The sequence below is a fragment of the Clostridium sp. HGF2 genome, from assembly GCF_964240115.1.
In the GTDB taxonomy this organism is placed as follows: Bacteria; Bacillota_I; Bacilli_A; order Erysipelotrichales; family Erysipelotrichaceae; genus Clostridium_AQ; species Clostridium_AQ innocuum.
Genome location: NZ_CAXSSO010000002.1, coordinates 313,346 through 325,248 on the forward strand (window position 1 = coordinate 313,346; position 11,903 = coordinate 325,248).

Here is an 11,903-nt window from a genome sequence, read left to right on the forward strand (position 1 = left end):
TGGTCTGGATATTGCAGTTTAGCAGTGTGGAATGTCAGTGTGATTGGATATTTCTGAGCTGGTTGTACATAGATCATCCCTGCTGAGGTCGTGAATGGAGGTGTGTCCGCTGATTCTTGCGAAGGATTTTAATTCCTCCCGTAGTACATGAAGATAGTTTTCCAAGCGCTTTGCTCCTTTGTCTATGGAAAAATTCTTGCGTAGTTCAGGATCTTGCGTGGCAATGCCCATTGGACATTTTCCGTTGTGGCAGATGCGGTATTGCTGACAGCCGATTGCTATCATGGCAGCACTTGCAATTGCGATGGCATCCGCTCCCATTGCCAGAGCCTTGATCATTTCTCCACTTGTACGAAAGCCTCCGGTAATGATGAGCTCCTGTGTCATATGGTGCTGGTTCATGTATGCGCGGGCGCGGGCCAGGGCATATACGGTAGGCACTGTAGAATTGTCTTTCAGGTATTTTGGAGATGCTCCGGTTGCGCCACCGCGGCCGTCAATGGTAATGAAGTCAGGCTGTGCATATGCGCTCCATTCCAGATCTGCTTCGATATGCCCGGCTGCGATTTTTATACCGATCGGACGTCCGTCACTGCGTTCTCTGAGAGAGGTGACCAGCTGCTTTAAATCGTCCTTTGTTTTGATTTCTTCAAATTTCGATGGGGAAATGATGTCCTGATGCAGTGGCTTTCCACGTATGGCGGATATTTCCTCAGTGACTTTTTCTGCAGGAAGATGACCGCCCATGCCTGGTTTTGATCCCTGACCGATTTTGATTTCGATTGCATCACTGCGTTTCAGGTTTTCGTCGGTGACACTGTATTTGTTGGGAACATATTCAAAAATGTATTTGTAGGCATGATCGATTTCATCCGGGAGGATGCCGCCTTCTCCACTGCATTGCGCGGTATGTACGGCTGCTGTTCCTTTCGCAAGTGCAGTTTTGGCTTCTTTGGAGAGGGCGCCGAAGGACATGTGAGATACGTAGACGGCATGATCAAGAACCATTGGCTTGCGTGCATTTTTCCCAATGATGGTCGTTGTGTCAACATCGGCTTTATCGGCAAGTGGCGGGTGGGCGAGCTGGCCTCCCAATAGCAGGATGTCATCCCATCCGGGTACGGATTTGCGTGTGCGCATCGCTTCGATACGGCTGGCGTTGTGAATAGCCATTTCATGGATGAGGGACATGCTGGTTTCCAGGGTGTCTTCCTTTTTGGCATTTTTCTGTATGGCAAGGGAGGTGGCATCGTTGCTTTTGGATGTAGCTGACGCGTCTTCCTCTGATGCTACTTTTTTAAAGCATTCCTTTGGAGCGGTGCATAGCGGGCATTTCCATGTGCTATCAAGGTTGACCCAGGAGGTGCCTTCAACAGCTTCATCATACATGTAGCCGCATATTTCGCATACATATTTCATATAAAAAATCTCCTTCCTGTAAGCGTTTACTTTATGTGTTTATTGTACGCTGTTTAGAGAGAGATTGCAAATGGTATTGGATGGGAAGTAGTGTGTAGGAATGCAAAATCTGTACTGAGCTGTTTGATCGCCAAGCTCTGAAAAAGAGCTTGGCGGACAATTCAATCATACTGTCGATAAAGGCTGGAAATTTAGATCAACAAGCTCCGCGAAAGAGCTTGGCGTCTGGAATGTAAGTTGCAATGATTTCTAAAATCTCAATTTAGATCAACAAGCTCCGCGAAAGAGCTTGACATGGGACCCGATAAAGGATGGTGATAACAGTGCGTATTTAGATCCACAAGCTCCGCGAAAGAGCTTGACTCGCTCGGGACATCCCGAAGTTGTTGCTTGGAACAATTTAGATCCACAAGCTCCGCGAAAGAGCTTGACTGTGGTAGATAAGGCAACACCAGCAATCTTTGGCATTTAGATCCACAAGCTCCGCGAAAGAGCTTGACTTGCATTCACTGGTATCAACTTCTCTGTCAAAAAAAATTTAGATCCACAAGCTCCGCGAAAGAGCTTGACAGCATATCCAATGCATCGAAATAAGTCTATTACGATTTAGATCCACAAGCTCCGCGAAAGAGCTTGACGTGATATCGTATGGTACCATAGTCTTATCTTAGTTATTTAGATCCACAAGCTCCGCGAAAGAGCTTGACTGCGAGATTTGTGATAAACCACTCCGAATGTAACAAAAAATATTATTTACATTTAATTATCTATCGTACTTTTATTGTAAATTGTTACATTTCGTTTTAAAACACAATTATGTGGCGCGAACCTCCCTGGAAAATCATGTGAGCTTGGGGTTCGCGCAAAGAACATGTGAGTGGATATGATATCTCTACTTTTATTATAACAGAAACTTTACAAAGTGCTAAACAAAAATGTAATTGAGGTCAGTTTTTAGAATCTGTTAGTGTACACCATACGAAGGTTGTGAAATTCACCCATCAGCTATTGAAGGGACCGGTCTTTTCTTTTATAATGAGAGAAATATGAAATATCAGGAAAGAGGGAGAATATGAAATTTTCCAAACGAATGGATTTACTTGCGGAAGGTGTTTTCAGCAGGCTTGATGAAGAAAAACAAAAAATGCTGGCTAGTGGGAAAGCCGTGTATGACTTTACAATAGGATCCCCTAACATAGCACCAAGTAAGGAGGTCATGGATGCACTAATCACTGCTGCACAGCAGCCGGAAAGCTATATGTATTCACTTCATGATACAAAAGAATTAAAAGAAACAATACAAGCCTGGTACAGAAAAAGATATCAGGTAGAATTGGATACAGAAACAGAGATACTGTCTCTGCAGGGATCTCAGGAAGGACTTGCACATGTCGCATTGGCACTATGTGATGAAGGTGATATTGTTCTCATCCCTGCTCCCAGCTACCCTATCTTTGCGAATGGACCGAAAATAGCAGGGGCAGAGTTATATGAAATGCCGATGCTGAAAGAATATGATTATCTGATTCAATTCGATGCAATTCCTGAAGAAATAGCAGAAAAGGCTAAGATGATGATTATATCCTATCCGAATAATCCAACAGGTGCTACGGCTCCAGATAGCTTTTATGAAGAATTGATTCAATTTGCAAAGGCACATGATATTATCGTCATTCACGATACAGCCTACAGCAATCTTGTGTTTGATGGAGAGGAAGGAAAAAGCTTCTTATATTATGCGGGTGCAAAGGATATTGGTATTGAATTTAATTCCTTTAGTAAAACCTATGGCATGGCTGGAGCACGTATTGGAATATGTGTGGGTAATGCGGAAATCGTCGGTATTCTGAGAAAACTGAAAAGCAATATTGATTACGGTATGTTTTTACCTATTCAAAAAGCCGCAATCGCAGCTTTAACGCAAGACCAGAGCATTGTGAAGGAAACCCGTGAAACCTACCAGAGAAGAAGAAATCGTATTATTGCCGGCGCTGCAGCTGCAGGCTGGCACATCACTTCATGCAAGAGCACCATGTTCTTATGGGCGCAGATTCCGGAAGGCTATGGCAACAGTGAGGAATTTGCTCTAAACCTGTTAAAATGCAGCGGAATGCTGGTGACTCCTGGCAGTTCTTTTGGAGCATATGGTGAGGGCTTTGTACGAATTGCACTTGTTCAAAGTGATGAAGTTATCGAACAGGCATTGCAGGCTTTAAAGGAAAGCCGGTTCTTTCTGAAATGAAAATACTGATTGCAATTGGCGGCGGAAGCTTTCAAAAGCAGGAAACAATGTCAATCGACACCTATGCGATTTCCAGGTGTGGAAAAACACAGCCACATGTATTGTTTATTCCGCTAGCAAGCAGAGACGATCAGGGCTATGCGAAGCGCTTTAAACAATATTATCGAAGTCTTGGCTGTCAGGTGGAATCTCTGCGACTGCTGCATACAAAGCTGAGTGATAAAGAAATCTATAATAAATTTCAATCGCAGGATATGATTTATCTCGGAGCGGGAGATACGCGGTTTCTTATGGAGCAGCTGGAATTACGAAAACTGGATCTGCTTTTAAAGGAGCTTTCCAATCAGGGAATCGTCATCTGCGGTCTCAGTGCCGGGGCGAATGCTCTATTTGAATATGGCTACAGCAACATCGCATCAGACACATTTGAACTTGTGAACGGTATGGGTATGATAAAAGGTGCGTTCTGTCCACATTATCAGAAGGAAGAACGTAAATCCTTCGATATGGTTTGCAGAAAACAGAATTTGCCGGCTATCGGCTGTGCGGATCAGCGTGCTTATGTAGTTACGGATGAAAATAGATTTTTCCTTGAGTGAAGAATCTTTTTTTCTTTTATCAGATCTTCGGGTAATATTACTTGCAAATTGTTTCATTTTTGTCTATAATGTACAAGTCTATAGAAACATCGTATATACTTTCGACATGATGGTGAAAGCGTTTCTACCTGAAAACCAATTTCAGACTACGATGGAAGCTTATATACGAATACTGCGGTTTGCGGTGTTTTTTTGTTTTGGGAGACAGAAAAGAGGGAATTATGTTAGAAAAATTATTCAAATTGAATGTGAAGCAGACTTCTGTGAAAACCGAGGTAATTGCCGGTATCACAACCTTTCTGGCAATGGCCTATATTCTTGGGGTAAACCCGTCTATTCTGCATGATGCAGGTATGGATCGTGCATCTGTTTTTATGGCTACGGCTATTTCTGCAGGCTTTGCCTCCATCGTTATGGGACTGGTGGCAAATTATCCGGTTGCTTTGGCTGCCGGTATGGGGGTTAATGCATTATTTGCTTATACGATCTGCGGACAGATGGGGATGAGCTGGCAGGCAGCATTGGCTGGCGTATTTATTTCCGGTTTGATTTTCATCGTAATTTCAGTTACCGGTATTCGTAAAGCGATTATCAATGCGATTCCAAAGCAGCTGAAGATGGCGATTGGTGCCGGTATCGGTTTCTTTATTGCTTTTGTCGGTTTAAAAAATGCCGGGATTGTTGCCGGAAGCGCATCTACCTTTGTGACAATCGGTGATTTTGCTGATCCGCAGGTATTGCTTGCACTCTTCGGTATCCTGCTGACTATTGCGTTGCTTGTCAAAAAGGTACCGGCTGCTGTTTTTGTGGGGATGGTAATTACTGCGATTATCGGTATCATCTGCGGTGCGGCGTTTGGTTTAAAGGGAATGCCGGCATTGCCTGATAAATTCTTTGAAATGAATTTCCATCTGAATGCAGCAGGCTCTTTTGTAGATGGTTTCGGTGAATTGTTCGCAAATCCGTTGAATGCGTTTGTTGTGATTTTCTCCTTTCTGTTTGTGGATTTCTTTGATACTGCCGGTACGCTGGTTGCTGTTGCAAATCGCATCGGTCTGGTGAATGAGAAGGGCGAGTTGGAGAATGTGGAGCGCGCACTGGTTGCGGATGCGGTAGGTACTGTTGCAGGTGCTGCTTTAGGTACTTCTACGGTTACCTCCTTTGTGGAATCTACCTCCGGCGTTGAGGTTGGCGGCAGAACCGGTTTAACTGCTTGTACGACGGGTATACTGTTCTTTGTATCCATTCTGTTTTCACCAATCGTGCTGTCCGCTGTAACAAATGCGGTAACGGCTCCTGCTCTTGTTGTTGTGGGTATTCTGATGGCACAGCAGCTGAAGGAAATCGAATGGGATAATATGGTATATGCGACTGCCGGTTTCATTACGGTTCTTATGATGATTCTGACATATTCCATTTCCAATGGCATCGCGTTTGGATTTATTGCCTATGCGATTGCGATGACGGCTGCAGGTAAAACAAAGGAAGTGCACATCACGGTATGGGTATTGATGGTGATTTTCCTAATCTACTTCGCACTGCCGCAATTTATGTAGAAAAAGATTTTAAAATCAGAAAAAAAATGATATTATAATACACGGAAATATTAGTATTTCAACGACGCCGATACTATACATATACGCTATGGTATCGGCTTCTTAATAAGGAGGATACATTCATGGCTGATAAAATTATCGTACTTGACTTCGGAAGTCAGTATAACCAGCTGATAGCACGGCGTATTCGTGAGTTTGGTGTTTATTCTGAATTGCACCCGCACACGATGACACTGGAAGAAATTCTGGCACTGAAGGATGTCAGGGGAATCATTTTCTCTGGTGGACCAAACAGTGTATATGATGAGGAAGCGTTTAAATGCGATCCTGCAATTTTTGAATCCGGGATTCCTGTTCTTGGCATTTGTTACGGTATGCAGATGACGCATTTTATGAATGGCGGAAGTGTGAAGGCTTGTGAAGCAAAGGAATATGGAAGAACTGAGATCACGATTGAAACGGATTCTCCGATTTTCAGAGGGCTGCCGAAAAAGCAGATTGTCTGGATGAGTCACGGTGATCAGGTGGATACTCTGGCTGATGGCTTTGTGAAGGATGCGTATAGCGATACCTGTACATATGCGGCTACCAGCAATATAGAGAAGAATATTTATACGCTGCAGTTCCATCCGGAGGTACGTCATTCCGAGTATGGAAATGAAATTCTGAAAAATTTTGTTTTTGAGGTTTGCAAGGCGAACAATGATTGGTCTATGCATAGCTTCATCGACATGGAAATTGAGAAAATCCGCAAGACTGTCGGTACGGACAAGGTGCTGTTGGGATTAAGCGGAGGCGTGGATTCCTCTGTTGTTGCGGCATTGCTGCATAAGGCGATTGGGGATCAGCTGATTTGTATGTTTATTGATCACGGTTTGCTGCGTAAGGGCGAGGCGGAAAGCGTTATGGAAACATTCGGGCGCGAGATGAATATCAATCTGGTGAAGATTGATGCAAAGGAGCGTTTCCTGAATAAGCTAGCGGGCGTGAGTGATCCGGAGAAGAAGCGTAAAATCATTGGAAATGAGTTTGTGTATACCTTTGATGAGGAAGTGAAGAAGCTGACTTCAGGTGAGGATATCAAGTGGCTGGCACAGGGTACGCTGTATACGGATGTCATTGAGTCGGGGACAAAGACAGCACAGACGATTAAGTCACATCACAATGTTGGTGGGTTGCCTGAGGATATGCAGTTCAAGCTGATTGAGCCGTTGAATACGCTGTTTAAGGATGAGGTGCGTGCATTGGGTACGGAGCTGGGATTGCCTGATGAGATGGTTTGGCGGCAGCCGTTCCCGGGTCCTGGCTTGGGTATCCGTGTGCTGGGCGATATTACGGAGGAAAAGCTGGAAATCGTTCGGGATTCTGATCTGATTCTGCGTGAGGAAGTTGCGAAGGCAGGGCTGCAGAAGGAGATTTGGCAGTATTTTACGTGTCTGACGAATATGCGTTCCGTTGGTGTTATGGGGGATCAGCGTACATATGATTATGCGGTGGCTATCCGTGCGGTGACTTCGATTGATGGTATGACGGCTGATTGGGCGAAAATTCCGTATGAGGTGCTGGATGTTATCAGCAATCGTATTGTGAATGAGGTGAAGCATGTGAATCGGGTGGTGTATGATATTACGAGCAAGCCTCCGGGAACGATTGAGTTTGAATAGTATACAGAACTAAAAAAATGCCTTTTTCAGGGCATTTTTTTGCGTTTATGGGCAGTTTTGATACCACAAATAAAAATTGAACGATTCTTTTAACTATTTTTCAGACGGTTTACTGTTTAATAATAGATCAGATTTTTCAGGATAATTTAGTTTCCAATTGGTATATTCCTCGATGGAGATTTCTCCACTCGCTAACTTTGATTTATACTTATACCAATCATCAAGCATTTCTTTTATGTTATGGTCGTAATTGGTAGGGCTTTTATCAAGACGAAGATTTGGCATACCTTCTGTCATATCTATGGTTAATCCAAATTGTTCTTCCAGCTCAAAAAGAGTAAATATAAAGCCATGATAACTTTCGATGTCAGGTATCTTCAAAGCCTCAGGAGATACTTCTAATATAGAAGCAATGCCATTGATGACATCTTCTTTCGGAGTGCGCTTACCTGATTCATATTGGGCGATTCTAATATCAGCATTCCTTTCGGAATAGCCTAATCTTACTCCTAGTTCTTTTTGCGTGATACCACGAAGTGTTCTTATACGTTTAATTCTAGTACCTATTGGCATGAGCTTGCTCCTTTCAAATCCTTTTTCTAATACATTATAGCAAAGCAAATATAATGTGTAAATTAAAAACTAAACAAAAAAGTTTAATATAATATTGACTTAAACAAAATTGTTTAGTATACTATGGCTGTTGATATTAAACAAATATGCTTAGTAATTGCTTCCTATATACATAAAATAGGAGGTGTGAAAGATGGAAAAAGACAACTTATTCATGAGTGCTGAAGATATTGCTCGAGTTACGGGTATGTCTGAACAGTACGCTTATAAGCTGATTAAACAGCTAAATAGTGAATTAGAAGCAAAAGGCTATTTCACAATTCGTGGAAGAATTAGTAAGCAGTATTTTGAAGAACGTTTTTATGGAATAACAGAATAGGAAGGAGTTTATGATTATGCCAACATACAAAGATGAGAAAAAAGGCACTTGGTATGTATCTATCAGATATTTAAATTGGAAAGGTGAACATACTAGAAAGCTAAAAAGAGGATTTAAATCAAAAAAAGAAGCACAAGAGTATGAGCGTACGTTCCTATTAAAGGAATCTAAAAACTTAGATATGTCATTCAAAGATTTTGTAGACATTTATTTAAAAGATTGTTCTCATCGTGTCAAACTTAATACGTTAAATACGAAGGAATATATCATAAAAATGAAAATTCTACCTTATTTAGGAGAAAAGAAAATAAATGAAATCCAACCATCAGATATCAAAGATTGGCAAAATGAAATGTTGATGTATCGTAATGAAAAGGGAGAAGCATTCTCACCTTGCTATTTAAAAACACTTCATAATCAGCTAAGTGCCATTTTCAACTATGCTGTAAAGCTCTATAATCTACCAAATAATCCGGCAAGGGTTGCTGGTAACATGGGCAAAGAGAAAAGCAAGGAAGTTGAGTTTTGGACAAAAGAAGAATATTTGAAGTTTTCAGAAGCGATGAAAGATAAGGACGTTTCTTATCATGCATTTGAAATCTTGTATTGGTGTGGTTTACGATTAGGTGAATTATTGGCATTAACACCAAATGATTTTGATTTTAATAAAAAGACAATGACGATTTCGAAATCTTATCAAAGAATCAAAGGTGAGGATCTAATTACATCACCTAAAACAGACAAGAGTAATCGTATCGTATTAATGCCTGATTTTCTTGTAGAAGAAATGAAAGATTATATAGAACGATTTTATGGGTGTAAGGATGATACAAGATTATTTCCGATTTCTAAATCATATTTACATCATGAAATGGATCGAGGATGTAAGGAAACAGGAGTTAAAAGAATTCGTATCCATGGATTAAGACATTCACATGTAAGCTTACTTATTGAGATGGGTTTTGATGCGGTAGCAATTGCTGATCGTGTTGGGCATGAAAGCATTGATATTACTTACCGATATGCACACTTATTCCCATCTAAGCAAGGTAAAATAGCAAATCGTTTAAATATTGAAAGGGGAGAATCCACATATGAGTAAAAAAGTATTCGATAGCCAAGGAAGATGGCGAAATAAAATTGTTGCTTTTCGTATGTCACCTGAAGAGAATGCGATGCTTGATAAACTTGTTTCATTATCAGGATTGAGCAAACAGGAATATTTAATTGAAAGAGTCTTACAAAAAGATATTACTGTGAAACCAAATCCTTATGTTCATAAATGCTTATCAAAACAATTACATTATTTCATTAACTTGTTGGAAAATCAAAGCTTTATGGAATTGAATAATGATGACTATGAGGTTATGAAGTTTATGTTGAAAATCATTAGTGGGCTAACCGAGGAAAACTCAAATGTCTGAATATATTAATGGCAGTGAGCTTATAAATGTAACTACAACATCATGTGAGGAAGTTGTCAAAGATTTTCTACCCATTGGTGTAACAATATTAGGTGCACCACAGAAGATTGGCAAAACATTCTTCTGTTTGCAGTTAAGCAATGCAATAGCTAGTGGTGATGAGTTCCTTGGACATACTGTTCAGCAAGGTAGAGTGTTATATTGCGCTTTAGAAGATACAAAGGAAAAGATTAAGAAGCGTTATGAATTATATGGTTTTCAAGCGAGTGAGCATATTGATTTCATATTTAACAATAGTATTCATAATTTTGATATTAAATATGAACTTGATTATTTTACCTCGAAATATAAAAATATACAGCTTGTTGTTATAGATACATTTGCTAAGATAAGAGATAAAAATACGGAAGCTAAATATCTTTTAGAATATGATGAAGTATCAAAAATCCATGATATGGCACTTAAATTTCATTTGGCAATTCTTCTAGTAACTCATGTAAACAAACATATTGATTATTTCAATCCCTTTGACAGTATTTATGGGAGCAGAGGAGTAACTGCTGCAGCAGATGGCATGATGGTCATATTAAAAGAACAGGACGTGTTGGAAAGTAAGAAATTATATGTCATAGGAAAAGATATTCCTGAAGAGAAATTATCTTTAAAACAAGACAATCACTTAACGTATTTTGTCGTTGAAAATGATGAACATGAACAAGCAGATGATGAAGATATTACTAAAGTTATTCATTACATTGTTAAGAAAAAGAAATATTCTGGAACACATGAAAACTTATGCGCAGTTTTAAACTTGAAAATTACAAGTAGAAAACTATCAAGTAAAATAAAGAAATACAAGAGTGTGTTTGATGATAATTTCATTAAAATAAGTTATCCCCCTAGAAAAGCAATGGCAAGATTAATTGAGATTGTGTATGTTGGTAATGACGATATGACGATTGAGGAAATGTATGAGGATGATACGTCATAATCGTCATACCGTCATTAAAGACTCTGTCCTGTATGATAGCAAGCACTGAGTTGTGGGGACACAATTCGCTTGTTGCTGATACACAGTACCAGCAAGCACTGGATTTGGATAGCCAATCCAACATTTAGGGCAATCCCTAATACCCTGTTAAAAAAATAAAGATAATGGAGGAGCAAGCATGAAAATAGAATATGATAAAGTAGGCGAATATTATTTGCCAAACTTAACGGTAAAGGAAAAGAAAATAAATTTATCAAAATATGGCAGAATGAAGTTGCAGTATATGAAGAAATATCAAAAAATACTTTATACAAATTTGCTTACAAGTGGTGGTTTGTATGAATATGTTGAAACGATTGATCATCAAGCAAATGCATTATATGATAAGCTGTTGGTTGATATGAAAAGGCAAAGAAATATTACAGAAGAATTAAAAGAAGAAAATCAAATGTTATGGATACAGGAGATGAATAATATCGATGCCTGTATTAATGAAATTATCTATGATGAATATATTTACAATTAAGAGCAAATAAGCTCTTTTTTCTTTATGCTGGGGATTATTCAAGGAGGATGAAGATTGTATGAAAAAAGATAAAGAACAGTTCAAATGTTTGATTTATGATTTAATGATGGGTTCAAGGAATTTGGAAGATTATCCAGTGAAAGAAAGCGAAGTAGTAACAAATGAATTTGAAGAAGGCATGTATTGTGATAGTGCCTATAATGAAGTATATGATGCTAACCGAAAGGTGTGTGAAAGGTTAGATGTAGAGGAAGATGATGATGTAGAATGCATTATTTCTAATCTGTTAGGTATTGCAAAATATATAAGTATGAAGATGTATGATTATGGGGAGTATTATGCTAATAAGACAGGCGATAGTAATATAGATGAAATCATAAGCTTTTATGAGAGGTTGAGTGATGGTAGAAAGGCAAAATTCATGAAACTTATTTATTCAATACAAAATCTTATTGATTCAGTAGATGTTCATGAATAGTATAAAAAAGTAATGATTAAAAAATTATTAAAGTTCATGTATGTAATCAAAT

General features: G+C 39.4%; 12 protein-coding genes, 1 CRISPR repeat array and 1 riboswitch. Of the genes, 10 read left to right on the top strand and 2 right to left on the bottom strand.

Going from position 1 to position 11,903, the window contains the following annotated elements:
• Window positions 1–18: 18 nt before the first annotated feature.
• A complete protein-coding gene (locus ACESPQ_RS05310) occupies window positions 19–1,419 on the bottom strand; it encodes a glutamate synthase-related protein (protein WP_373144033.1) in 1,401 nt (466 codons plus the stop codon).
• Window positions 1,420–1,549: 130 nt separating this feature from the next.
• A CRISPR array of direct repeats spans window positions 1,550–2,126; the repeat unit is 24 nt; unit sequence ACAAGCTCCGCGAAAGAGCTTGAC.
• A gap of 365 nt (window positions 2,127–2,491) precedes the next feature.
• On the opposite strand from ACESPQ_RS05310, the gene ACESPQ_RS05315 reads away from it, so the two are divergent.
• From ACESPQ_RS05315 to guaA, 4 genes are all read left to right on the top strand, one after another.
• A complete protein-coding gene (locus ACESPQ_RS05315) occupies window positions 2,492–3,661 on the top strand; it encodes an aminotransferase class I/II-fold pyridoxal phosphate-dependent enzyme (protein ID WP_373144034.1) in 1,170 nt (389 codons plus the stop codon).
• Window positions 3,658–4,260, top strand: a complete 603-nt coding sequence (locus ACESPQ_RS05320; protein WP_109770460.1) for a Type 1 glutamine amidotransferase-like domain-containing protein — start codon at window positions 3,658–3,660, stop codon at window positions 4,258–4,260. Before ACESPQ_RS05315 ends, ACESPQ_RS05320 begins: the two co-directional genes overlap by 4 nt.
• A 69-nt stretch (window positions 4,261–4,329) precedes the next feature.
• Window positions 4,330–4,429, top strand: a riboswitch (purine riboswitch).
• A 52-nt stretch (window positions 4,430–4,481) separates the two neighbouring features.
• A complete protein-coding gene (locus ACESPQ_RS05325; protein ID WP_002608184.1) occupies window positions 4,482–5,816 on the top strand; it encodes an NCS2 family permease in 1,335 nt (444 codons plus the stop codon).
• Window positions 5,817–5,938: 122 nt separating this feature from the next.
• Complete coding sequence (guaA, locus tag ACESPQ_RS05330; RefSeq protein ID WP_373144035.1) at window positions 5,939–7,480, top strand: glutamine-hydrolyzing GMP synthase; 1,542 nt, start codon at window positions 5,939–5,941, stop codon at window positions 7,478–7,480.
• A gap of 93 nt (window positions 7,481–7,573) precedes the next feature.
• On the opposite strand, the gene ACESPQ_RS05335 is transcribed toward guaA, so the two are convergent.
• Entirely contained in the window at window positions 7,574–8,053 is a 480-nt protein-coding gene (locus ACESPQ_RS05335; protein WP_373144036.1) for a helix-turn-helix domain-containing protein, read from the bottom strand.
• Window positions 8,054–8,246: 193 nt separating this feature from the next.
• Here ACESPQ_RS05335 and ACESPQ_RS05340 point away from each other — a divergent pair, with 193 nt between their 5' ends.
• The 6 genes from ACESPQ_RS05340 to ACESPQ_RS05365 all read left to right on the top strand — a co-directional run bounded on the left by ACESPQ_RS05340 (window position 8,247) and on the right by ACESPQ_RS05365 (window position 11,851).
• The gene (locus ACESPQ_RS05340; RefSeq protein ID WP_008689422.1) at window positions 8,247–8,432 is read left to right on the top strand and encodes a hypothetical protein; all 186 of its coding nucleotides are present in this window, start codon (window positions 8,247–8,249) and stop codon (window positions 8,430–8,432) included.
• A 16-nt stretch (window positions 8,433–8,448) separates the two neighbouring features.
• Window positions 8,449–9,534 (top strand): tyrosine-type recombinase/integrase, encoded by a 1,086-nt coding sequence (locus tag ACESPQ_RS05345; protein ID WP_373144037.1) that lies wholly within the window; start codon window positions 8,449–8,451, stop codon window positions 9,532–9,534.
• The gene (locus tag ACESPQ_RS05350) at window positions 9,527–9,856 is read left to right on the top strand and encodes a plasmid mobilization protein (RefSeq protein WP_373144038.1); all 330 of its coding nucleotides are present in this window, start codon (window positions 9,527–9,529) and stop codon (window positions 9,854–9,856) included. Before ACESPQ_RS05345 ends, ACESPQ_RS05350 begins: the two co-directional genes overlap by 8 nt.
• Window positions 9,849–10,847, top strand: a complete 999-nt coding sequence (locus ACESPQ_RS05355; RefSeq protein WP_373144039.1) for an AAA family ATPase — start codon at window positions 9,849–9,851, stop codon at window positions 10,845–10,847. The genes ACESPQ_RS05350 and ACESPQ_RS05355 overlap by 8 nt, the downstream gene beginning before the upstream one ends.
• A 178-nt stretch (window positions 10,848–11,025) precedes the next feature.
• Window positions 11,026–11,373 (top strand): TnpV protein, encoded by a 348-nt coding sequence (locus tag ACESPQ_RS05360; RefSeq protein WP_054344051.1) that lies wholly within the window; start codon window positions 11,026–11,028, stop codon window positions 11,371–11,373.
• A gap of 58 nt (window positions 11,374–11,431) precedes the next feature.
• Window positions 11,432–11,851 (top strand): hypothetical protein, encoded by a 420-nt coding sequence (locus ACESPQ_RS05365; RefSeq protein WP_054344052.1) that lies wholly within the window; start codon window positions 11,432–11,434, stop codon window positions 11,849–11,851.
• The last annotated feature ends 52 nt before the right edge of the window (window positions 11,852–11,903 follow it).

Coding starts and splice junctions, on each gene's coding strand:
- ACESPQ_RS05325 (WP_002608184.1), top strand. CDS start 4,482: ATGTTAGAAAAATTATTCAAATTGAATGTGAAGCAGACTTCTGTGAAA.
- ACESPQ_RS05320 (WP_109770460.1), top strand. CDS start 3,658: ATGAAAATACTGATTGCAATTGGCGGCGGAAGCTTTCAAAAGCAGGAA.
- ACESPQ_RS05360 (WP_054344051.1), top strand. CDS start 11,026: ATGAAAATAGAATATGATAAAGTAGGCGAATATTATTTGCCAAACTTA.
- ACESPQ_RS05365 (WP_054344052.1), top strand. CDS start 11,432: ATGAAAAAAGATAAAGAACAGTTCAAATGTTTGATTTATGATTTAATG.
- ACESPQ_RS05315 (WP_373144034.1), top strand. CDS start 2,492: ATGAAATTTTCCAAACGAATGGATTTACTTGCGGAAGGTGTTTTCAGC.
- ACESPQ_RS05350 (WP_373144038.1), top strand. CDS start 9,527: ATGAGTAAAAAAGTATTCGATAGCCAAGGAAGATGGCGAAATAAAATT.
- ACESPQ_RS05355 (WP_373144039.1), top strand. CDS start 9,849: ATGTCTGAATATATTAATGGCAGTGAGCTTATAAATGTAACTACAACA.
- ACESPQ_RS05335 (WP_373144036.1), bottom strand. CDS start 8,053: ATGCCAATAGGTACTAGAATTAAACGTATAAGAACACTTCGTGGTATC.
- guaA (WP_373144035.1), top strand. CDS start 5,939: ATGGCTGATAAAATTATCGTACTTGACTTCGGAAGTCAGTATAACCAG.
- ACESPQ_RS05340 (WP_008689422.1), top strand. CDS start 8,247: ATGGAAAAAGACAACTTATTCATGAGTGCTGAAGATATTGCTCGAGTT.
- ACESPQ_RS05345 (WP_373144037.1), top strand. CDS start 8,449: ATGCCAACATACAAAGATGAGAAAAAAGGCACTTGGTATGTATCTATC.
- ACESPQ_RS05310 (WP_373144033.1), bottom strand. CDS start 1,419: ATGAAATATGTATGCGAAATATGCGGCTACATGTATGATGAAGCTGTT.